At 54.3% G+C, this 22208-nt stretch carries 16 protein-coding genes and 1 other RNA gene; 13 read left to right on the plus strand and 4 right to left on the minus strand.

All coding sequences use genetic code 11. The annotated features are described in order from the left end of the window. Window positions 1–160 precede the first annotated feature (160 nt). Window positions 161–1333, minus strand: a complete 1173-nt coding sequence (rsgA, locus tag VFE46_09915) for a ribosome small subunit-dependent GTPase A (GenBank protein ID HZZ28304.1) — start codon at window positions 1331–1333, stop codon at window positions 161–163. A gap of 94 nt (window positions 1334–1427) precedes the next feature. Then, the gene (locus tag VFE46_09920) at window positions 1428–1901 is read right to left on the minus strand and encodes an FHA domain-containing protein (protein HZZ28305.1); all 474 of its coding nucleotides are present in this window, start codon (window positions 1899–1901) and stop codon (window positions 1428–1430) included. Window positions 1902–2068: 167 nt separating this feature from the next. Between VFE46_09920 and VFE46_09925 the strand changes: the two genes are divergently transcribed. From VFE46_09925 to rnpB, 4 genes are all read left to right on the plus strand, one after another. Beyond that, complete coding sequence (locus tag VFE46_09925; protein ID HZZ28306.1) at window positions 2069–3118, plus strand: TIGR01212 family radical SAM protein; 1050 nt, start codon at window positions 2069–2071, stop codon at window positions 3116–3118. A 130-nt stretch (window positions 3119–3248) separates the two neighbouring features. After that, complete coding sequence (locus VFE46_09930) at window positions 3249–4031, plus strand: hypothetical protein (protein ID HZZ28307.1); 783 nt, start codon at window positions 3249–3251, stop codon at window positions 4029–4031. Between the two features lie 66 nt (window positions 4032–4097). Further along, window positions 4098–4730, plus strand: a complete 633-nt coding sequence (locus VFE46_09935) for a hypothetical protein (protein HZZ28308.1) — start codon at window positions 4098–4100, stop codon at window positions 4728–4730. A 65-nt stretch (window positions 4731–4795) separates the two neighbouring features. Beyond that, an RNA gene (gene rnpB / locus VFE46_09940) (RNase P RNA component class A) lies at window positions 4796–5344 on the plus strand. 157 nt (window positions 5345–5501) lie between these two features. Here the strand turns inward: rnpB and VFE46_09945 are convergent. Continuing rightward, the gene (locus VFE46_09945; GenBank protein ID HZZ28309.1) at window positions 5502–5966 is read right to left on the minus strand and encodes a toxin-antitoxin system HicB family antitoxin; all 465 of its coding nucleotides are present in this window, start codon (window positions 5964–5966) and stop codon (window positions 5502–5504) included. Between the two features lie 576 nt (window positions 5967–6542). Here VFE46_09945 and VFE46_09950 point away from each other — a divergent pair. After that, complete coding sequence (locus VFE46_09950; protein HZZ28310.1) at window positions 6543–8387, plus strand: tetratricopeptide repeat-containing serine protease family protein; 1845 nt, start codon at window positions 6543–6545, stop codon at window positions 8385–8387. 93 nt (window positions 8388–8480) lie between these two features. Here VFE46_09950 and VFE46_09955 read toward each other — a convergent pair whose 3' ends face one another. Further along, the gene (locus VFE46_09955) at window positions 8481–9614 is read right to left on the minus strand and encodes a DUF1559 domain-containing protein (GenBank protein ID HZZ28311.1); all 1134 of its coding nucleotides are present in this window, start codon (window positions 9612–9614) and stop codon (window positions 8481–8483) included. Between the two features lie 626 nt (window positions 9615–10240). Between VFE46_09955 and VFE46_09960 the strand changes: the two genes are divergently transcribed. From VFE46_09960 to VFE46_09995, 8 genes are all read left to right on the plus strand, one after another. Next, the gene (locus VFE46_09960; GenBank protein ID HZZ28312.1) at window positions 10241–11947 is read left to right on the plus strand and encodes an ATPase, T2SS/T4P/T4SS family; all 1707 of its coding nucleotides are present in this window, start codon (window positions 10241–10243) and stop codon (window positions 11945–11947) included. Window positions 11948–12547: 600 nt separating this feature from the next. Continuing rightward, complete coding sequence (locus VFE46_09965; protein HZZ28313.1) at window positions 12548–13657, plus strand: type IV pilus twitching motility protein PilT; 1110 nt, start codon at window positions 12548–12550, stop codon at window positions 13655–13657. A 128-nt stretch (window positions 13658–13785) separates the two neighbouring features. After that, window positions 13786–15501: an ATPase, T2SS/T4P/T4SS family gene (locus tag VFE46_09970; protein HZZ28314.1), complete on the plus strand. Its 1716-nt coding sequence runs from the start codon at window positions 13786–13788 to the stop codon at window positions 15499–15501. Window positions 15502–15559: 58 nt separating this feature from the next. Then, window positions 15560–16909 (plus strand): type II secretion system F family protein, encoded by a 1350-nt coding sequence (locus VFE46_09975; protein ID HZZ28315.1) that lies wholly within the window; start codon window positions 15560–15562, stop codon window positions 16907–16909. Between the two features lie 168 nt (window positions 16910–17077). Then, window positions 17078–18349 carry a type II secretion system protein gene (locus VFE46_09980; protein HZZ28316.1) on the plus strand — a complete coding sequence of 424 codons (1272 nt, stop codon included), beginning with the start codon at window positions 17078–17080 and terminating at the stop codon, window positions 18347–18349. 48 nt (window positions 18350–18397) lie between these two features. Further along, window positions 18398–19528 carry a type II secretion system protein gene (locus VFE46_09985; GenBank protein HZZ28317.1) on the plus strand — a complete coding sequence of 377 codons (1131 nt, stop codon included), beginning with the start codon at window positions 18398–18400 and terminating at the stop codon, window positions 19526–19528. A 17-nt stretch (window positions 19529–19545) separates the two neighbouring features. After that, a complete protein-coding gene (locus tag VFE46_09990) occupies window positions 19546–20658 on the plus strand; it encodes a prepilin-type N-terminal cleavage/methylation domain-containing protein (GenBank protein ID HZZ28318.1) in 1113 nt (370 codons plus the stop codon). Window position 20659: 1 nt separating this feature from the next. Continuing rightward, window positions 20660–22099: a hypothetical protein gene (locus VFE46_09995; GenBank protein ID HZZ28319.1), complete on the plus strand. Its 1440-nt coding sequence runs from the start codon at window positions 20660–20662 to the stop codon at window positions 22097–22099. Window positions 22100–22208: the final 109 nt, after the last annotated feature.

Consider the following 22208-nt stretch of genomic DNA (forward strand, 5'->3'; position numbering starts at 1 on the left):
CGGCAGGCGGGTGCTGTTGCCAGATCGCCTACCTCCTATTTATTTTAATCGGTTCGTTGGGCTGACAAGCCGCATTATATCGAGCCGACAACGAATTTTGGTCAAGAATTTTGAATAAAAGAAGCGATCTCGGCAATGATTTTATACCCCTGGGGGCAATCTAAGTGCTTTCATCTCCCTCAAACAGCAAGCAATAACTTTCATATCGCCGGACATCGAGCCATCCGTCGGCAACGGCATTTTTCACTGCACAATCGGCCTCGTGGCGATGCGTGCAATTGGGAAATTTGCAGTGGTTAATAAAGGGCCGCAGATCGCGGAAATAACCCGCCACTTCTGCGGGAATGACATCCCACAACTGAAATTGACGTATCCCAGGAGTATCGACCACATAGCCGGTACTGCCTGCCAGCCGCAGCAGTTGCGCGGCAGTGGTGGTGTGCTTGCCTTTTTGCGTTTCGGCACTCACGGCTGCCACACGCAAGTCCAAGCCGGGCTCAATCGCATTGAGTAGGGATGTTTTCCCTACCCCGCTTTGACCAACCACAACGCTGAACTTTCCGTCCAGTTCTTCCCGGAGTTGTTCGATGCCCAAGCTTTGTGTGGCCGAAACCATTAGCACCTGATATCCCATTCGACTGTAGACACCAATCAACGGTTGCAGAGAAGCCAGCTCAACCAGGTCGATTTTGTTAATGCACACCACCGGCCGGAATTTTCCTTTTTCCGCACAGATTAGAAAGCGATCGATCAACCCCGGCTTCATCCGTGGTTCGGCAGCACTGGTAACGATGAGCATTTGATCCACGTTCGTGGCGATCACGTGCTGTTTGCCGCGCACGGTCCGACTAAGCAAAGTCCGGCGGGGCTCAATTCGTTCGATGTTTCCGTCAGGCATTGTGCCTTCGGGTGCGGCGGCGCCCGATTTCGACAAATCTGCAGGACAAAATAGTACCCGGTCGCCGGCAGCGATCACGTGCCGCTGGTCGGTCGATAGAGTTCTCAGCAGCCGGCGGGTGGTACAACGGAAATAGGTGCCGTCTTCCGCCTCCACCATGCTCAGCAGGCCATGCACACTAAGAACACGGCCCGGCCGACAAGTTGCCAAATCGATTTCCGGATGCACGGTAAAGCCAGCGGTTTCTTCCTCGGCTTTTGAACCGACGACCGTACGCTTTCGGGAAAGCTCTCCCTTGCCGCTGATTCGTTCCTCGTGTGGCTCGTCGAGCTGGTCGTCGTAATCTTCGCGCTCGAAGCGGCGAGTTAAATCCGTGGAGCGCTGGCGAGGTGTGCGATTTTTCCGAAAATCAGCGCGGATTTTACGTTTAGACATGCAAAGCGATTAGCGGTTGGCAATCAGCAATTAGCCGGCAAGATATTATAGCGTTTGCTGGTTAGTCGCTGATTGCTAGCGGCTAACTGCTTTCTCACACCGGCTTGTTCTTGTCTTTGATTTGGCCCGCCGCATTGTTCATCACGTCGAATCGCTTATGCTCGTCTTCGTGCGAACGAATGGGGGTTTTAGCCAGTCCGGCCCGTTCCAACAACGATTTGCCGAAAATTTGCTGTGGGAGGTTGAAATCTTCCGCCGGCGGAGGGCCTTTGGCCCCCAATTCAACTGGTGAGTATTTGATTTCGTACTCGTGCTTGGCGATGGAAACTTTGTCGCCGGGGTCCAGTCGCTTTTCTTGATAGCGAGTGCCATTGACCTTGATGCCATTGCGGCTACCCAAATCTTTCACGTACCAATAACCATCGATCAAATTTAGCTGGCAATGATGGGCCGAAACATTGGGAAACCGCAGCACAATGTCGCAGCTTTCCCGCCGGCCAATCATTAGTTCGGCCTTAGCTAATGTTATGTCATCGCCGCCGCCGACGGGAATCAATTCTCCAAGCATGAAAACCTCTTGAATAAACCGGGATCGGCCCCTGTGCTTGATCCCTGTTTCTGGTACTCGGTAGGATACACCATGGTGATCTGGGACGCCTTGCCTAAAACTGTCGAACGACGCTGGGTTGGGCTTCCTTTGAATTTATTCACGCCTACCCGCAGCGGTCAACTGAAATGACGCTAGTCGACCCCAAAAAATTATCCAATTCGGTGCTGACATCGACTGCAAAGAGCGTGCCTGCAGAGGCTTGCGACGCTTCCTCCTCAACGATACAACCGGCATGGCGGCAAAGCGGCCTGAGGTACAACGCCTACAGTTACTTTCTTAAACAGAAATTTGGCGGGCGGGTGCAAAAAGTTAGCATCGATGCGGGTTTTACCTGCCCTAATGTCGATGGCACCGTGGCCCGGGGAGGCTGCACATTTTGCGATAATCGCAGTTTCAGCCCGAGTCGCCGGTCGCCGCGGATGTCGCCTCGCGATGTCCAGGGGCAAATCAGCGAGGGAATTCGGCGCCTGCGGTGGCGGTACGATGTCGATCGCTTCATCGCTTATTTTCAGCCGGCAACGAATACCTATGCCCCGGTGGAAGAGTTGCGGCCCCTGTATGAAGCGGCCCTGGAGCATCCGCTTGTCGTCGGCATGGCCATTGGCACTCGGCCAGATTGTGTCCCCGACGCTGTTTTAGAATTGCTCCAGGAGATTGCCACCCGCACGTATTTGTCAGTCGAATATGGCTTGCAAACCATTCATAACCGGTCATTGGACTGGATGAACCGCGGGCATCATTATGACGCGTTTTTGGATGCCATCGAACGCAGCCGTGGCCGCGGGTTCGAAATCTGCGCCCACCTCATTCTCGGCCTGCCGGGCGAATCGCACGATGACATGTTGGCCACAGCCCGCGAAGTGGCACGGCTACGGTTGGATTCCATTAAGTTGCACAATCTGTATGCGGTGAAAAATACGCCGCTGGCTGAACAAGTAGGGCGGGGAGAGGTTCGATTATTGGAACGCAATGAATACATTCAAATTCTCGTTGATGTTCTAGAAGTGCTGCCTCCGGAAATGATTGTGGAACGCATTAGCGGCGACGCGCCACCCGACTATTTCATCGGTCCCGCATGGTGCTTGGATAAATCGCTTCTGCGCACGGCGCTCGATGCCGAACTCGCCCGTCGCCACTCTTGGCAGGGAAAGCTTCACTGCGCGGTAAGCCGGTAGCTGGATTCATTCTGTTTACAAGGCCAAATGCTCTACTTGACGAGATGCTTGCCAGCGGCGACAGTGTTATTCCCGCGGCCGATAAATTCACTTAGGTCTGACAACATTTCGAATTGATTGAAGGTTGAGCATGAAATTAGCAACTCCGACCATTCGTGGTTCACTGATGGCTGTCGCGGTGCTGTTGTCGGCTGGCTGCAGCGATAAGTCCCCGCCGGTGAATGACGCGAAGACCCCGTCCAATAGCGGTTCGCAGCAGGATGATGCAACTACGAAGAATATACCTTCAGCAGCCGATAGCACGGCGTCAAACACGCCCGCACCGACCTCCAGCAGCCAGTCGGCTGATAATGCTTCCAACTCCCAAAACAGCGATACCCCTGAGGCAGCCTTCAAACGGTACAAAACCGCAATGGCGAGCAAGGACTACAAATCGGCTTACTCGCAAATGACTCCTGAATCGCAAGACATCATGCTGGGGGCCATGGCTATGACACTTAATATGATTGCCGCCATCGATCAGTCGAAAGAACCTGACATCCGCAAAATTCGCGAAAAGTACGGGCTAAAGAATTTGGATCTTTCCACCGTTGGCCCCAATACTGATCAAAACGCTATGTTCAAACAGCTAATCGCCGAGGTGAAAGACAAGCCTGCATGCTTGGCCGAAATTATTACCTGGATCGATAACAATGCGCACGATAAGGAACAAGCTGATCAGGCCGCCTTTGGATTGATCGGTGATGGCGAATTGATAAATGTTAAAATCGACGGCGAAAATGCCGCCGGAACCGTCCAATCAAAGACGGGGGGAACCGAGAAAGCTGATCAAGTGAAGTTCAAAAAAGCCGATGGCAAGTGGCTGATCGATGTCACTTACTTATTGCCCGCCGAACCACCAGCGGTGAAATGAACTGCCCCAGCCGCCGGTTCATCTTCCGGTGCCTGTCCGTGACCACCCTTCGAAAGGAATGTTTCCATGCGAATCATGTTTCGGGCGATCTATTATTCATGCGTGGCAGCGGCAGCTTTGTCGCTGGCAGGCTGCAGCGGCGGGGCTAACGGCAGCAGCGCAACACCGGAGGCCGCATTTGAAAATTTCATGTCCGCAATGAAAAACAAGGATTACAAATCGGCCTTTGCGCAAACCACTCCTGAGTCGCAGGATGTTATGATCGGTAGTTTTGCAATGTTTGTTCCGATGGCTGCCGCCGCCGATCCACAAAATGGACCCAAGTCGGCCGCAGAAATCAAAAAAATTCTGGATCAACATGGAGTCAAATCCATCGATTCCAGCCAGCTCAAGCCCACTCAGGATCCCCGGTCATTGTTCAAGCAAGCGACGATCGAGGTGAAAGACAAACCTGCTTGTTTGGCGGACATCATCAATTGGATTTCAACGCAAGATAAGAATCCCTCCCTGGGGTTCGATAAGTTCGGTACTGCCACGCTGGCGGATGTCAAAACCGAAGGAGAAACCGCCAGTGGGACGATGAAGTCCAGCACCGGCCCCGCATCACAATCGGAACCGATGAAATTCAAGCGAATTGACGGCGTCTGGCTGATCGACCTAGCTGCCATGATGCCATTCCCTCCGCCCAATGGTTCTTAATCGCCTTGAATTTGGCGAACTTGGCAACGCGGATGGTTGTCGGTATCGTACAATGGAACAGTTCGGTAGCGGACCGGGTAGTCGCCGGCCTAATAGCTGTAGGCGGTAGGCTGTCGGCGGTAGGCGCGGAAGTGAAATGCCGACCGCATGCTGCCTACTGCCTACATGCATAGGCGGGAGGAAAGTCCGGGCTCCACAGGACATGGTGGTGGGTAACGCCCACCAGTCGCAAGACTCGGGATAGTGCCACAGAAAGCAAACCGCCAGGCGGGAGCAATCCTGTCGGGTAAGGGTGAAACGGTGCGGTAAGAGCGCACCAGCAGGTCGGGTGACCGGCTTGGCTTGGCAAACCCCACCAGGAGTAAGGCCAAACAGGAAGTAGTCTTTCTCATTTCTCCCTCTCCTCTTGTGGAAGAGGGACGGGGTGAGGGGGAGCGGACCGGTCCGGTTCGGCATAACTTCCGGGTAGGCTGCTAAAGGTACGGGAGCCGAAAGGCACACGTGTCGCAGATTGCGAGCAATCGTAATCGTAGAGAAATGACTGCCACTGGCGCGGTGGGCTTCCATGCCCTACGCGCCAAGGACAAAACCCGGCTTACAGGTCCGCTCCGAACTGCTTTTAAGTCGGTTATTCATCGCCGGGCTACGGGTGGGCAAGCCCACCCGTGGCTCAGGCGACTCTCTGAACAACTGGCTGGATATCCAAGCCCGATGGTTTCATGTTGGCAGTGGTTTGGTCGGAACGACTGCCAGATCATCAACTGCGTCTGTTCACAGCCCCGCCGTGGCCGGCTCTTGGACAGGCTGGCGCACAACATGAGGTTTTGAATTGCCACTGGTTCCACCGGGTGCTGTCCCGGTCTTGGAGGCGGCCAAATCGCTATCAAGCCATTGGACCAGCTTCGAAATGCAAAGTTGGTTCATGCTGGTGCACTTCTCGTGGGCTTCCACCTGCAGGAACTCGTGCAGGCTTTTCGGCAGCCGAACGGTAATCACGCGGGTAGGCTCTTTGTCTTCGGGAACCGGCGGTCCTTCAACGCGGAGCTTGGCTAGCATCTGCTGGATTTCCGCATACTGGTCGGTCTTCTCGAACTCGGTCAGGGCTTCAGCCGTTGGGTACATCTGGCGGACGATGCCCCCCAGGCCAAGCACTTCGCGGAAGAAGGTCACCCAGTCGGGATTCTGGTGAAATAAAGTTTGGGCAATGCGAATCACTTCCTGCGGTTTGTTATCCATGTCGTCCTCCTCGGACACTTGCGGGTTTGAAAGACTCCGTTCTCCACGTCCACACTGGCGGGGATTTAACGGAATGATTCACTGCTGTCAAAGCCAATTGCCGATGTCATTGCATTGCTAGCACTTACGGCAATTCTAGCAGTGCTGCCGAAAGCCCAGGCATGCCTGCCCAAAAACGTGCAATGGAGTGATTGCACAAAAACTAAGCACTCCGGATTTTCCAGCACCGCAAAGTGTCTCGTCCGAAAACTGCAAATAACCGTTAAAGTAGGTGAACGGGGTGAGCCGGGTTTGCATTAATGTGGCTTAGGGGTGCCATTGGCTAACTCGGCGTTTATTTGGTGTCCGTACCCGCTCCATAACCTGACCATTGTCCGGACATCCAAAAAGTTGCTTGTGGAGCATCTAAAGCCACCCATATCTTTGGCAGTCACAAGTAACCACGATTTTTATCAATCTTGGACTACCGCAAGCTTTCGTCTGGCCGAGTAGTGGATTAGGATAATTTTTCTCGTCACCGCCCACTGCGCGTTATCAAAGGCTCATCCCGAACAACGCTATATCTGAGGTGCGTTCATGCTGTTGCGTGCAGCTAGTTTCCGTCCGGCATTCGCTGTTCTGCTATGCCTGGTTTGTTTGAGCAAGTTGGCCGAGGCCCAAACCGATGATTTGGCCAAGACCTTGAATCTCACTTCGAACTCGAAGTCGCTTCCCTTATGGAGCAAACCGGCAGCCGGAGCGATTGCTGATTTGACGCAAGTGGTTCATGGGGCGAACACGTCCATCTTTATTGTGGGCAAGCCTGACGAGGGTTTCGGCACGGCGTTTTTAATTTCCAAGGAGCACCGTTTGCTGGCCACCAACGCCCATGTGGCCGACATCATGAGCAAAGGCAACGGCGACATGATGGCCATCGAAAACGGCACTTCCCATGTGTTCAAGGTAGTGAAGGCGTATTACCATCCGGGCGTGCGCCGCAGCATGCGCGGCGTTACGCTGCGCTCGGTAGATCCAAACAAAGGGGAAGTCGATCCACGCTCGCCCGATGTCGCTGTTTTGCAATTGGCGTCCGGCGGCGAATTGCCTGACGAACTGGCCATGGCAACCCGCGACGAGTTGTACGAGCTTTTTGCACAGCCGGTCGGCATGCTGGGTTTTCCGGGTCACGACACAATCAGTTGGCCAGGCGTCGGTCAAAAGGCGGAGGCGACATTTCGGGAAGGAGTTGTCAGTCGCATTACCGATTTTCTGAACGACGTAAATGCACCGCTGGAGCGACAGCAATTTATTCAGCATTCCATGGCCAATTGGTTCGGCTTCAGTGGTTCGCCCATTTTTCTAACCAATGGGCATGTCGTGGCGCTGAACAATTCCGGCCGTACGGAAACTCAAAACGGAATGTCGACGGCGCTGGCATATGGCGTACGTGTCGATTGCTTATGGGAACTGTTGAAGTCGAACCATTTGCTTGATCAGGTGAACATCCCGCCCGAAGCAAAATTGGTCGACGTGGAGCGTTTTTCCGAACCCGATCCGACGGTCGAGTTGCTGAACAAGGTCAATCGCTTGCTGGACGATGCACGAATCGATTTAACGTATTCTCGTTACTTGCAAGCCGGAGAAAAGTGCAATCAAGCGGCGCATTTAATGCCGAATTACGCGCGAGTGTACCAAACGCGCGGCGGCGTGTACGCAGACTATTGTGCCGAAACGTATAAGTTCAAGGATCCGCAAGGATTGTACTACGATCAACTTGCCTTCAACGATGCTAGAAAAGCAGTCGAGCTTGATCCGGAGAATAGTGACGCATACCTCGATCTCGGCATGTTTACCAGCAATTTGGTGAATGCCAAAATCGCGGACGGGTATCATCATTTCGTTTCGGCGGTGGTCGAAATTGCCGATAAGATCATCGACGCGCCAGGCGTGCCTTCGTATACCAAGGCATACGCTTACACCGTTCGAGCAGAAGGAAGAGGTTACACGCCCGAGACGTTAAGTGATTTAAAAAAAGCGGACGCATTAGATCCGTATGACGACCAAATTTATTGGTCGGTCAACAATTACTACCAAAATAACGACGATGACGCCCAGGCCGAGAAGTTCAAAGATCTCAGTCGTAAGTTGCAGGAAGCCCGCGCCAAAAATCTAGAGGCCTGGCGATTGGCAACCAGCTCCGACGATTCCAAGCGCGACGGCAAGAAAGCAATTCAACTGGCCACGGAAGCATGCACCGTAACGAATTTTAATCGGTACGATTATCTGGCATCGTTAGCGGCCGCATATGCCGAATCCGGAGATTACGATCATGCCGTCGAGTATCAACAAAAGGCGCTGAAATTGGCGCCCGAAGATTATCGCGGCGAACACGCCAAGCGGCTGAAATACTTTCAAGATCACAACACGTTGCGACAAATGTAGCACTAAGCGGCGAAGCACACCCTGTCCAACGGGCTTGCAGGCGGCGGAGCACCCCCTTCGATTTGAAGTCGGCAGAATTCAACCAACTAGCCGTTAGGGGAGCACAGCATTCGATTCGCCACCTTCGGCACTGGATAATGCGCGCCAAATATTGGGGTCGATGGTATCGGTGGCGAAATGCGTGGAACCGTCACAAAAACTAACATTGACCCCGCCCTGGTGTTTACTGCGCGCCGCAAAAAATTGGCCGTCAACATTGACTCGATTTGCCGGATCGCCTCCTAAGCAATTGCAGGGCGGAACGCCATCCAACTCTTGGACAGTGAGTATCGCATAGGTTCCAGCCCCCGTTCCTCCGGTGCAGGGCATACGGTTGTCGGTGTCTCCCCTGGGATCGTTTGGCAACAGTATGCCTTCAAATGTTTGTCCGCCGAGCGCAGTTTCAATTTCACTAATCGGCCCTCCCCAAATGCTAGAGGAATTTGGTTCGCGCTTGATTGTGCGTATTTCTGCCATCAGCAGCGTGTGGCTGGTGCCGTCAGAGATTTTTGCAAGCGGCCTACTTCCGGGAAGATTCTGCCCAGCTTGATTCTTTTTACCGCGGAGGATGGAAGGCCCGAATGGCGCCCCTTTAAACGTGGCCGCCGGAATCAGCGGCAGTGAGGGTGTGGCTGGAATGATCGCTTGATTGGTTTGACCGTAATTTGTGTTTCCGAAGTTTACTGCATAGTTGCCTCGCCAGCGGGCAAATAACATAAAATTCGCGGGCGTCGCTCCTTCGTCCAGAATCATTCCGTCCGAGGGGCATTCGAATAATGGAACCTTAACGGTTCGCGCCGTGTAATTCGACGCATCAGTAAAAGACTTGTCTGTATGAATGGCTTGCGCGAGGGCTTTTTCTTCAATGAACGGGCAGAGATAGGAATACCAACCGTGGTCATCCCACCAAGAAGACCCCGCCCCTTGCACCGGATCAGTCCCAGCAGGCTGACCCGGCGGTTCATCACCCCACCAAAATTTTGTCCCCGGCGGTAATTTCTTTTTTGCGTTGTCGTAATTCGTCATCGCCAAGGCAGACTGCTTGAGATTATTAGAGCATTGCGATCGCCGGGCGGCTTCGCGCGCGGCCTGCACGGCAGGCAGCAATAGCGCAATCAGAATGCCGATGATGGCAATCACCACCAACAGTTCGACTAATGTAAACCCGCGATCGGCATTTCGCTGCATGATGTTCCCCGTAGCAATCCATCGTTTGCGGCAGTTAAATTAGTAACGGCAAATACGTTGTGGCGATAAGGTTTAACGCAGTCGCCCCTGGCTGATTTTCTGCCAAACGATTTCCCAAAAGACCCAGAAATCGACGAATGAATGTGCGATTCTGGCCAACGAGCATCCCCTAACCAGTTTCAGTGTAATAAAAAAGTGCGAAGCAAAGCAATGATTTTTTACACCATCGAGCATTCGTTTTTTTCCAGCCGATGAGGATCGCCCAATGGTAATTCCGGCTAAAAGGCCTATCCAGGATGCGGTCCGTTAATTGACAGTCGGCTATGTCGCCAGTACTCTAAATATATAGTAGGCAAAGCCTTTTCGCCCTGTGGGAGGATTTGACGATTGGCGAATGGGCCAGCTTTTCAGCGCCTGCAGGGAGAACCCGGAACGCTGCCTGCTGTTCACGGCGCATCGGTTTAACTAGGCTAAGGCGTTTGCAGCTTAAATGGCTCAATCAGCGCAGGGCAATGCGCCCGCAATCGCACAGCCAAGTCAAGTTCCTCACGGTTTTTCCGGACAGGTTCGGTTCGGTCTATTAAGTGCGGTAACGGAAAGATTATCCCCAGAAACTGATCGTAAGCATGCCAAATTTTGCTGAAATCCTGATTCGCAAGCGGGTCATCAGCCAGGAACAATTGGCTGAAGCCAAAAAGCTCGCCAAGGAATCGCGCAAAAGCGTGGGGGAAGAGCTGATTCGCCTGGGTTATGCCAGCGGCGACGACGTGATGCGCGCCATGGCCCAGGAGCATGGCTTAGATTTCGTCAATTTAAACGAGGTGGTAATCCCGCCATCGGTTGTCGAATTGGTGCCCGAATCGGTCGCCCGCGAAAATGCTGTGTTGCCGCTGGCCGAGGATGACGGGACGCTCAAAGTCATCATGAGTGATCCCTTGGATTACGATACGCGGGAAAAACTGCGATTCATTCTGAACCGCAACATCGAAATTGCCCTCGCGCCCCGCGATATGATTTTGGAAGCTATTAACAAGCATTATGGCCAAATCGACGGTGAAAGCGCCGACTCGATGCTGCAGGAATTCACCGATACGGCCATCGATTTCACCGAAACTGCCCAAGAATCGGGCGCTGCCGGGGCCGAAGAAGTTGTTGACGAGGCCAGTGCCCCGATCGTGCGGCTCGTGCAATTGGTTATCAGCGAAGCAGTGCAGTTACGGGCCTCGGACATTCACATTGAGCCGTTTGAAGATCGGCTGCGAATTCGCTACCGAATTGACGGCGTTTTGGTCGAACGGGACAGCCCCCCTAAAAGATTAGCAGCCGCTTTGCTTTCTCGGTTGAAAATTCTCTCAAAATTGGATATTGCCGAGCGGCGGCGGCCCCAAGACGGACGCATCAAAATTACTGCCGGCCAAAAGGAAGTCGATTTGCGCGTTAGTGTGCTACCGACGAACCATGGCCAGTCCGTGGTGATGCGGATTTTGGACAAGGATAACATCCGGGTTGGCGTGCGGCAGTTGGGCTTGTCGGAAGAAGATTTTCGGCAGTTCAAAGGACTCATTAAACGCCCTAACGGCATTATTTTGGTTACCGGACCAACTGGTTCGGGAAAGACCACTACTCTGTATGCCGCCTTGAACGAGCTGAATCGGCCCGACACCAAAATTATCACTGCCGAGGACCCGGTGGAGTATTACCTGCCGGGAATTAACCAGGTCGAGGTGCGGCACAACATTGGATTGGATTTCGCCAAGATCATTCGGGCGATGCTGCGTCAGGCCCCTAATATCATTTTGGTTGGCGAAATGCGCGATGCTGAGACAGCACAGATGGGAATTCAGGCATCTTTGACGGGACACTTGGTTTTCAGTACACTGCATACGAACGATGCGCCCGGTGCTATTACACGTATGATCGACATGGGCGTTCCGGCTTATCTTGTTTCCAGCAGTATCATTGCCGTGTTAGCGCAACGCTTGGTGCGGGTCATTTGTCCAAAGTGCAAACAACCATTCAAACCATCTGAATCGGTGTTAAAGCAGTCTGGAGTCACGCCGGAAATGGCTGCTACGGCAACATTTATGAAGGGAAAGGGTTGCAATAACTGTCAGCAAAGCGGCTATCGAGGGCGATTAGGGATTTACGAATTGATGTTGATGTCTTCAAAAATCCGCGAACTGGCGTTTGAAGGGGCTGCTACCCAGGTGATTCGTAAGACCGCGATTAGCCTAGGGATGACAACCCTTTACAACGATGGGCTAAACAAGGTGATGAAAGGGATTACGACCCTGGAAGAATTGACCCGAACTGCCAAGCAACATGAGATCTAGCACAGTGGTTCGTAAAGTTGTGAACTGGGTATTTTCGATCTTTTCTCGACGCATCCGAATCTTGCAATCGCGGTAGTAAATCAGCTGCCAAAGGCCCGTAAGTTCAACGATAGAAACGGTTTTCGGCGGGTGTTCATCAATAAACATTTATTAACTACACATCCACGACCATCAGGAATTGTGTTTCGGAACAGGTGATCATTGAGCTGGCTTGTTGAATCATAATCGCCATTTGCCGCAGCCATTCCCGTGCTATGCAGCAAGTTGCGAAATTTGAGTTCGACAGCAACCAGGCGAATAATCTTGCTGGCAGTCTGACCGGACGGTGCTTTCCCCGAACCTTATCATGCGCAGTGGGCCTGCGAGCCAATGGGGGAAGCCAGTCCACAGGTGGGGGCTTGGCGGACGGTTAGGTCGGAAAAGCGGACGGACCTAGAAGAGCTGTCTTTCGGTGCCGCAAAGTTATCGCCTTTAGAGTGCTGCGAAGCTTAGCCTTTGGCGCTGTTATGACGCGGTCTTTTGGGCCCGGAGCCGCGCCAGTCGTCATGTTCCCAATCTGGCGCAATCACTTTTCTCGACCATGAATCCCTTGGAGCTGCCATGGGCACACTGTTAATTGACAAACTATTACATGCCGTCGTCAAGCAAGGCGCCAGCGATTTGCACATCGCGGTGGGGCAGCCCCCTGTGCTCAGGTTGCACGGCCGGATGAGGAAGCTGGAAACCAAGGTGCTGGAGCCGGACGATACGGTGGCCTTGATGAAAAGCATTGCGCCCGACCGCTGCCAACAAGAACTGGCGGAAGTAGGCGGGTCCGATTTCGGCATGGCCTTTGGCGACTACTGCCGCTTCCGTTGCTCCATTTTCAAGCAGCGCGGCAATGTCGGCATGGTGCTACGGCAAATTCCCAATAAGCTCCTGAACTTTGAACAATTGGGCACGCCGCCGGTCATTAAGTCGCTGTGCCATCGGCCGCGTGGTTTATTTCTAGTAACGGGACCGACGGGTTCGGGCAAAAGCACCACGCTGGCCAGCATGGTGGATTACATCAACGACAATATCGATCACCACATTATCACCATCGAAGACCCGATCGAGTTCTATCACTATCACAAAAAGTCGACGGTCAACCAGCGTGAAGTGGGTGTGGATGTGCCAAGTTTTTCGGAGGCGATTCGTCGCGCCCTGCGGCAAGATCCGGACGTTATTTTGGTCGGCGAAATGCGCGATTTGGCGACCATCGAAGCCGCCATTACCGCGGCCGAAACCGGGCACTTGGTGTTTGGCACGCTACACACCACGGGCGCTCAGGGAACTGTGAACCGCATTATCGACGTGTTTCCGACCAATCAGCAGGAACAAATTCGCGTGCAATTGTCGACCGCCATCATTGGCGTATTGTCGCAAGCGCTGTTGCCCAAAATTGGCGGGGGACGAATTGCCGCATACGAAATGTTGGTCGTCGATGCCGCCATTGGCAACCTGATTCGCGAAAACAAAACATTTCGCATCAATTCGGCCATTCAAACCGGCGCCAAGTTGGGGATGCAGTTGCTGGACGATCACTTATTCAAACTGTGGCATGAGGGGAAAGTCGTCGAGGAAGAAATCATGGCCAAAGCCCATAACCTGGACGAGTTAGTCAAACGCATCGCCAATGCCAAGCGAGGATTGTTCGATGACGAGCAAGATGTAGAAGGCCGGACATAGCAATCGGATATCAGAAAGGTGAGTATCGTCTGTAGAATCGCACACACCGGAGAAGTCCACGCGGTCAAAAAAACGAATTGAACACTTCATTCCCCAACCTTGGAACTTTCACCCCAGAATAATCTCTCATGGCCATTCGCCGCATCGGTCAAATTTTTGTCGATCTCGGCATGATAACCGACGATCAATTGGAAACGCTGCTGGAAGAACAAAAGCGGCGGCCGGGGGAGTTATTGGGCAAAGTTGCCGAATCGCTTGGTTATATTACCGAGGAGCAGTTGGCCCAAGCGCTGGGTGAGCAAATGGGCATGCGCGTGGTCAACCTCGGCGAGCTAAATATTGAGCCTGATGTGCTGGCAAAAGTCACCGAGCCGATGGCGCAACTCTACCGCATTGTGCCCATCGAGTTTGAAGACGATACGCTCACCATCGCCATGTGCGATCCGCAAAAGCTCACCATTCGGGACGAGCTGCGTACGCTCCTGGGCTTCGATATTAAAGCGCGTGTGGCGACCGAGCGTGACGTGCTCAAGACGCTTGAAAAATTTTACGCCTCCGGCAGCGAGAGCGTCGAAAGCCTGGTGGCAGACCTGGAAGACGATGAAGATTTAAGGAAAGCCGCCGATGGCGCGGCCGATGGGCCGTTGGATTTGACGAGCGTGGAAGCCATGGCCGACAGCGCGCCGGTTCGCAAGCTGCTAAACATGGTGCTGCTAATGGCCATTCGTGACCATGCCAGCGACTTGCACTTCGAACCCTTTGAAGATGAATTCCGCATTCGCATCAAAGCCGACGGTGTGCTATACGAAATGGTTCCTCCACCACGGCACTTGGCATTTGCCATTACCACGCGGCTGAAAGTCATGGCCGATCTCGACATTGCCGAACGCCGCCTGCCGCAAGATGGCCGCATCGAGTTGCAGGTAGGCGGGCATCCGGTCGATATGCGCGTCAGCGTGTTGCCCACCATGTTCGGCGAAAGCGTGGTGCTGCGGGTGCTCGATCGCTCGGTGGTTCAATTGAACTTGAATAAAGTCGGCATGGACAGCAAAACCGTGAGTGAATTCCGAGCCGCCATTAATAAGCCCAACGGCATTGTGCTGGTGACGGGTCCTACCGGTTCGGGAAAAACCACCACCTTGTATGCGGCTCTGAGCGAGCTGAATACGGTCGAAGATAAACTCATTACGACCGAAGATCCTGTGGAATACGACATCGACGGCCTGGTGCAAGTGCCCATTGATGCCTCCATTGGAAACACCTTTGCCAACTGCCTGCGAGCGATTTTGCGGCAAGACCCCGACACCATTTTGGTCGGTGAAATTCGCGATGTGGAGACGGCCGAAATTGCCGTGCAAGCATCGCTGACCGGCCACATGGTGTTCAGCACGCTGCACACGAACGATGCTCCCAGCACGATTACTCGGCTGCGCGACATGGGGGTGCCGCCGTTTTTGATTACCGCCACATTGGAAGCGGTGTTGGCGCAGCGTCTCGTGCGGCGAATTTGCGCCCAGTGCAAAGAGGAAGTGGCTCCCACTCCCGATGTATTGGCCGAACTGGGCCTGAAGCCCGCCGATGTAGTCGGCAAAAAATTCCATCGCGGCAAAGGTTGCGATGCTTGCAATCGCAGCGGTTATCGCGGCCGAGTGGGGCTGTTCGAAATGATGAACTTGAACGACGACATGCGCGACATGATCATGCGCAACGCCTCCACCGACGAATTGCGGAACGCCGCCCGGGGTAACGGCATGGTCACCTTGCGCGACGCGGGCGTTCAAGCCATTTATGAAGGCACGACCACTGCCGAGGAAGTCATCCGTGAAACCATTGTAGAAGCGTAACTTTTCGAGCCCATACACCTGAACTCCAACGACTGCAACTCTTTCTTCCCGGTGCCTTATGCCCACTTTTCAATTTGAGGCGATGGATTCGAGCGGGCAAGAAATTAAGGACATGATTGAAGCCCCAACCGAGGCCGAGGCTCAGGCCACGATTCGGCAAATGGGCTATTTCGTCACCCGAATTGCGGTGAAGAAGGAACGGAAGCAGAAGGCTGAAAAAAGGGAGGGGAAAAAGAAACGCGGCTTCGCCATTGGCGGGGTAAGCAGCAAGCTGCTATCCACCTTTACCCGTCAACTTTCCATCTTGCAGGACGCCGGTTTACCGATTTTGAGAAGCCTCCGCATTCTGGAGGGCCAACAAAAATCGGGACGCATGAAAAACAGCTTGATGGATGTCTGCGACGAAATTGAAGCTGGCGCCACGCTCAGCGAGGCCATGGGCAAAAGCCCCAAGGCCTTTGATCGCTTGTACGTGAATATGATCAAAGCCGGCGAGGCCGGCGGTGCGCTCGAAGTCATTTTGCGCCGCTTGGCGGAATTTCAGGAACGGTCGCAATCGCTGAAGCGAAAAGTCAAAGGCGCCATGGTCTACCCGATTGTGGTCGTGACCGTGGCGGTGCTGATTTTGGTATTCATCATGATCAAAATCGTGCCGGCGTTTCAAAAAATCTTTGAAGATTTCAAAACGACGCTGCCCACGCCGACCATTCTGCTGATCAAAATTTCTTACGCCACGGTTCACTTTTGGTATTTGATTCCGCTCATTCCAGTCAGCGTTTGGCTGACGGTCAAGCTGATCCGGAAATTCAGCTACGGACGCGTCGGCTGGGATTTGTTCACGCTCAAAGCGCCGGTATTCGGGCAACTGGTGGAAAAGAACATTATGGCCCGCACCACGCGCACCTTGGGAACCCTGGTGGCCAGCGGCGTGCCGATTTTGGAAGCCATGAACATTACCCGCGAAACCGCCGGCAATGCCATGTTCGAGCGGCTGTACGGGAAAGTCATCGAATCGATCCGCGAGGGAGAAAGCATCGCCAAGCCGTTGCGCGAGCATTCCACGCCGCCGTTTAATTTCATCACCGTGTTATTTTGGTTCGCGTTTGTGGGCGGGCCCATCGGCGTGCTGCTGTACCTCACGAAGGTGAAGCAGCGCGTGGTCGATGACTTGGTCGTGAACATGGTCGACGTGGGCGAAGAAACGGGCGAATTGGACACCATGCTATACAAGGTGGCCGACACCTACGACGAAGAAGTGGCGGTCCTCACCGAAAGCTTGGTTAGTTTGTTGGAACCCCTCTTGATTGTGTTCCTAGGATGTATGGTCGGTTTCATTGTGGTGTCGTTGTTCCTGCCGTTGGTCAAATTGATTACCGATTTGTCGAGCGGCGGCGGCAAAAAACACTAAAAGTAGTGAGGTTGGAGGATCGAACATTTAGCCCCGGCGGCCACGCCGGGACAAAGAGATTTAGCCCCGGCGGACACGCCGGAAAAAAGAATGCAAACTCAGGGCGCAACAGTCGATTTTCAAATGCCAGATCAACTCTGGAACGAAGAACTCGAAAGGACGGCACTTATGTCAACGTGCCACAAACTCGCTAGGCAGCGTGCGAAAGGCAGCGGTTTTACGCTGACCGAAATGCTGATTGTGATTTCCATCATCGGCATCTTGGCCTCGTTGATTTCGGTGGCCGCGTATCAGGCGTTGCAGGCGGCCAAGCGCGCTCGCACACAGACGGAAATCAGCAACATGGCCAGCGCCATCGAGCAGTTCAAGCAAAAGTTCGGCGATTATCCGCCGTCGTATTTGGACCACCGTGATCAAAACGCCCTAGCCCTGATGAAGCGCTTTTTGGCCAAGGCGTTTCCGCGCTGTAATCCGAGCGTCGAGGCCGCTTACATTCCCTGGCAAAATGCTAATACGGTTTCGCCCAGCCCGGTGTTGTATCCGTTTTTGGATAATACGGGAGCGCTTAATTTGTGGGACCCCGGTTTAAACACCAGTCATGTTGTTAGCGCAGCCGATCATCCGATGACTGCCCCACAATCGTTCGTGTTTTGGCTGACGAGCATAACCAAAGACCCGGTTCATCCACTGTCGGCGCCGACGACCGATCGGCAAGCGTTTTTCGATTTCGATACGGCTCGGCTGTCGCGCGTTTCAGCCACCGCGCCAGTCTGGAACGTGCTGACGCTGACCGGGCCGCCAGCGGCGAACATTGCCCTGGTCAATAATTCCCTATGCCCAGTTTACAATCCTGGCGTGTACTTTCCGCGCGATGGCAACCAACAAGCCTATGTGTACTTTGAAGCCCGTTGCTATTTATTTCATGCGTTATTTCAGCCATCTAACTATCCACCTCCTTCTCCTCCGGCGCCTGCGCCGCCGCTGAATAATCCGCCGGTGCCGTATTTATCGCAAACGGCGCCTTGGGACTTGAACGCCAACGGCAAGTTAGATGTTGGCGTTCCCGCGACCAGTTTCACGCCGGAAGTTACTACCGATGCGTCTTTCAACATTCTGTCGGGAATCAACGATTCCAATAAATCGTTCACCGACTTTCAAAAACTGTGCGTGAATCCCAATTCATTCCAAATTATTTCCGCGGGTGCGGATAACGATTTCGGCACGGTGAATGTCGCCAATTCGGCCGGCTCCGCGCCGGGGGTGCCCGCCACGCCGGCCGCCGTTAATTACACCATCAGTTCTTCTGCCACCGGCCCTGGCGCATATTTGATTTACTACAAGTCGTACCCGGATGGCCAAGGTTACGACACCACGTTTAACGCCGATGACGACAACATGACGAACTTCACCGAAAAAACGCTGGGACAAGCGAAGCCCTAGCGAGGGCGCAGCATGCAGAGATTAGGATGCAGCAGCAGAGAGTGAACCATGCAGGCAACAAATCACAAACTGTTATGCCGAAAACTCCGACGCCGTCGGGTTTTTTCAGCACTGCCCCCTGCGCCCTACTCCCTGTGCCCTACTTCCTGCGCCCCGCGCCCCGCTTTCACCCTCGTAGAGCTACTGGTGGCCATTACGATTATGGCCATCTTAGCGTCGATGGCGCTGTTTGCGCTGGCCAGTGCTTCGGAAGCCGCCAAAGGGGCCAAAACCCGCGCCCTCATCGCCAAGCTGGATGTCTTGGTCATGGCGAAATACGAATCATATCGCACTCGGCGCGTGCCGGTGGACGTGCAGCAAGTAGCGGCCTTTCGGAATTACACGCCGTCGATTGTCGGCTGGGCTCAAGCCCGGCTGGATGTCATTCGCGAACTGATGCGCATGGAATTGCCCGATCGGTTTACCGACATTACTGATGCTCCGGTCACGAAAATGAAAGACAGTAGCGGTAATGTCACCACCATGGCTCGGTCCTCGGCCAGTGTTGCGTATTTGGCGACGATGCCCACTGCGCCCTCGCGAACCTACGAAAGCGCCAAGTGCTTGTATCTGTTTGTGGCCAAAGGCACCGACGATCCGGACGTCATGCAGCAGTTTTCGCCGGAAGATATTGCCACTGACACCGACGGCATGAACTACTTTGTGGACGCTTGGGGCGAGCCTATTTTCCTGCTTCGCTGGGCGCCCGGTTTTCAATCGCCGCTGCAGCCGTGGAATGTCAATTCCACCGACGCGCTAGGCCATTCCAACACCAACAAAACCTATCCCACGGTGAGCGATCCCATCGATCCCATGCAAGTTTATAAACCGGGAGCGGGAGATTTGTTTAACAACCCCAATGCAACCACCGCCGGGCAGATTTATCCGCCGCTGTTCCCGCTGATATTTTCCAACGGGCCCGACAAAATTGGCGACATTTTTCTGACGGGCGCCAGCCCGCCGTTTCAATATTCCACGACGTCACCGCCGAATAATCCGTTCGCTTTGGTGAGCGGTGGATTGTTGGGCGCGCCGACCGACTTGCCCAGCGACTTCACCCCGGTTGGCGTGAACACCGGCGACGGCGTCGACAATTCGGTCGACAACATTTCCAACCACGATTTAACGGAAAACCAGTAAAACGCTGTTTGCGAAACATGAATCAGGCTCGAAAACAGTGGTCTGTCGCAGGCAATCAGCAGTCGCTGGACCGCTTTGGGCCGGCGTGTTCTCCGATCGCAAATCACCCACCGCAGTCCGCTGCTCGTGGTTTTACCCTGACCGAGCTTTTAATCGTGGTAGCGATTATCGTCACGGTATCAGTCGCCACCGTGCCGCTCGTGAAGCCATCGCTCGATAGCCGGCGCATTCGGGAATCGGGCCGGATGGCAAGCACGCAATTTGCCTCCGCGCAAAGCGAAGCGTTGGCCAATGGCCGCTCGGCCGGCGTGTGGCTGGAGCGCATGTTGAACGAGCCGACGGCCTGCATGGATATGTTTCTGTGCGAAGTGCCGCTGCCTTATGCCGGCGATTCAGAAACATCGAAGGCCACGATTACGGCCCTCGGCCCAACCAACGCCTCTGTAAAATTCCAAAGCTCCGCCAGCAGCGATATCGGCTGGTATGGCTTATTGAAGCCCGGCGATTTAATCCGCTTCAACTACAGCGGACCGTATTACCAGCTGGGTGGTCCCACGCAGCAAGATCCGCCCGGAAACGTCGTGTTGAAGGAGTTGAATACCACGGCCTTTACGCTCACTTCCACCAACGCCGCCGATATGACGATCCATGTTCCTCCCTCAGTTTCTGGGAGTTGGGAAACGCCATATCAGGTGTACCGCCAGCCCGTGAAGGCCTCGCACACGCCGGTGCAATTGCCCGCCGGCGATGTCATCGATTTGTACTACTCAGGTATGTCAGGCATGGCCATCTCAGGCGTCAGCGATTCGTTCGGCAACAGCTTGTCGAGCAACGCCTCACTGCCGGTGATTGTTACGTTCGATCAAACCGGCGAATTAGAAAGTTTGTACTACAACGGCACCAAGCACAGTATTACCGGGCCGCTGTATTTTCTGGTCGGCAAGCGCGACAAGTTAGCTTCGCTACAGACCGACACGTCGAACGACAACTTGACCGACATGGAAAATCTGTGGGTGGCAATTAACCCACAAACGGGCTTGGTCACCACTGCGGAAGTGGCATCGTCAGCCTCCAGCGTGCAGGGGTCGCGAGCCTTTGCCACGTCGGCCCAATCCATGGGAGGCAGATGAAATGCAAAAGGCAAAAGGCAGAAAGCAGAATGTGCAAAATAGTATGCCCGACGTGTGCAGTTTGCCGACTGCAACACGGTCCGCTGGCCGATTGCGTTTTCTGCCTTCTGCCTTTTGCATTCTGCCTTCGCGGCCCTGCCGCGGCATCAGCCTGATGGAAGTGCTCATTTCCATCGGCATTATGGCGGTGGGATTGTTAAGCATTGCTTCCTTGATTCCCGTGGGCGGCGTCCAGGCGAATCGGGCGAACATTGAAGAACGCAAAGCCACGCTGGGACAAAACGCTTACCGCGAATTCCAAATTCGCGGCATGGCCAACCCGCAAAATTGGGTGCGTTTTACCGGCGCAAACTGGGGCAGCTATTTGCCGCTGAATAATATCCAGCAAACAGGGTTCGCAGATTTTGCCTCGCTGCCGCCGCTGGTCATCGATCCGCTAATGCTGGCCGCCGGACACGCAGCGACACTGGCCTCATTTCCCGCAATGTATCAGGCCTATGGAGGCAATCTTCCCGGTCCGCGCATCTCGCGGATCGGCGTCAGTTCCACCGAGGCTGCAGATACCAGTGGCGCCATTTCGCCCAGCCGCCCGTTGGCCGAAGGCATGTTGACCGCGGCTGACGATGTGCTGGTCAATCGCACCAACGACAACAGCCAGCCGGGCACCAGCGCGATGATCTATGCTGATCCTCCGACGAACTCTCTGCCGCTCAAGCGCGATTACGGCGGCTTGTTTACCTGGCTGGCCGTGCTGACGCCAAATCTGCCCTATACCACGCTGCCCGGTTCAAGTCCATCTGGCAGCATCAACATTCACTCGCCGCAAGCCATGGACGAGTTGCTGCTGTCGATTGTGATTTTCAATCGCCGCATAGTAACTGCTGCCCCCGCACCGGCGACGAACGAGCAAGGTCAGGAAGAAATGGTGGCGGTTCACTGGGGACAATCCGCGACGCTCGATTCCACGCAGCAAATTGGCGGCGGCGAATTCACGCTGACCGACAACAATGCCACGGGCAACGCCACGGGCCGGCTAGGCATGGTCCAGCCGAATCAGTGGATTATGCTTTGCCGGTATTTGCCATATACGTTCACTTACACCGATAGCTCCTCAGGCCTGACCCAGTCAAAGAATTACCCCTGGCTTCAGGCCAAGTGGTATCGAGTGGTGGCGGCGGGAGATACGCTTGCGCCGACATCGGCGGGGAGCCCGTACACTCGGCAAGTAACCTTGACCGGGCCGGACTGGGAAGCCGATCCAACCGCGGCCAACAATGTGACTGCATCGCTGCAATATGTTTCGCCGTCACAGGTGAGCTGGCCCTCGGCAATTCCCAGCAACTCACAGAATTTCACCACGTATGCCATTATTTTGGACGGAGCCGTGGGAGTATATCAGCGCGTAATTCACTTGGAGGGCGCATCCGCGTGGAGTCAATGAAGTTCGAATTTGGATTACGAAGTCCCGGCCAGCGCACCGGGCAAATTACGGTTCCAGGGCCGAGTTTCCGTTTGCCAGATTGAGGGGCTGCGAGAAGTTGCCAAAGGTT

This window comes from Pirellulales bacterium (genome assembly GCA_035656635.1).
In the GTDB taxonomy this organism is placed as follows: Bacteria; Planctomycetota; Planctomycetia; order Pirellulales; family JADZDJ01; genus DATJYL01.

What these genes read in the sequence shown, in the direction of transcription:
- VFE46_09995 (HZZ28319.1), top strand. Translation starts at nt 20,660, where the DNA reads ATGCAAAAGGCAAAAGGCAGAAAGCAGAATGTGCAAAATAGTATGCCC.
- VFE46_09970 (HZZ28314.1), top strand. Translation starts at nt 13,786, where the DNA reads ATGGCCATTCGCCGCATCGGTCAAATTTTTGTCGATCTCGGCATGATA.
- VFE46_09950 (HZZ28310.1), top strand. Translation starts at nt 6,543, where the DNA reads ATGCTGTTGCGTGCAGCTAGTTTCCGTCCGGCATTCGCTGTTCTGCTA.
- VFE46_09935 (HZZ28308.1), top strand. Translation starts at nt 4,098, where the DNA reads ATGCGAATCATGTTTCGGGCGATCTATTATTCATGCGTGGCAGCGGCA.
- VFE46_09960 (HZZ28312.1), top strand. Translation starts at nt 10,241, where the DNA reads ATGCCAAATTTTGCTGAAATCCTGATTCGCAAGCGGGTCATCAGCCAG.
- VFE46_09980 (HZZ28316.1), top strand. Translation starts at nt 17,078, where the DNA reads ATGTCAACGTGCCACAAACTCGCTAGGCAGCGTGCGAAAGGCAGCGGT.
- VFE46_09975 (HZZ28315.1), top strand. Translation starts at nt 15,560, where the DNA reads ATGCCCACTTTTCAATTTGAGGCGATGGATTCGAGCGGGCAAGAAATT.
- VFE46_09945 (HZZ28309.1), bottom strand. Translation starts at nt 5,966, where the DNA reads ATGGATAACAAACCGCAGGAAGTGATTCGCATTGCCCAAACTTTATTT.
- rsgA (HZZ28304.1), bottom strand. Translation starts at nt 1,333, where the DNA reads ATGTCTAAACGTAAAATCCGCGCTGATTTTCGGAAAAATCGCACACCT.
- VFE46_09985 (HZZ28317.1), top strand. Translation starts at nt 18,398, where the DNA reads ATGCAGGCAACAAATCACAAACTGTTATGCCGAAAACTCCGACGCCGT.
- VFE46_09930 (HZZ28307.1), top strand. Translation starts at nt 3,249, where the DNA reads ATGAAATTAGCAACTCCGACCATTCGTGGTTCACTGATGGCTGTCGCG.
- VFE46_09925 (HZZ28306.1), top strand. Translation starts at nt 2,069, where the DNA reads ATGACGCTAGTCGACCCCAAAAAATTATCCAATTCGGTGCTGACATCG.
- VFE46_09965 (HZZ28313.1), top strand. Translation starts at nt 12,548, where the DNA reads ATGGGCACACTGTTAATTGACAAACTATTACATGCCGTCGTCAAGCAA.
- VFE46_09990 (HZZ28318.1), top strand. Translation starts at nt 19,546, where the DNA reads ATGAATCAGGCTCGAAAACAGTGGTCTGTCGCAGGCAATCAGCAGTCG.
- VFE46_09920 (HZZ28305.1), bottom strand. Translation starts at nt 1,901, where the DNA reads ATGCTTGGAGAATTGATTCCCGTCGGCGGCGGCGATGACATAACATTA.
- VFE46_09955 (HZZ28311.1), bottom strand. Translation starts at nt 9,614, where the DNA reads ATGCAGCGAAATGCCGATCGCGGGTTTACATTAGTCGAACTGTTGGTG.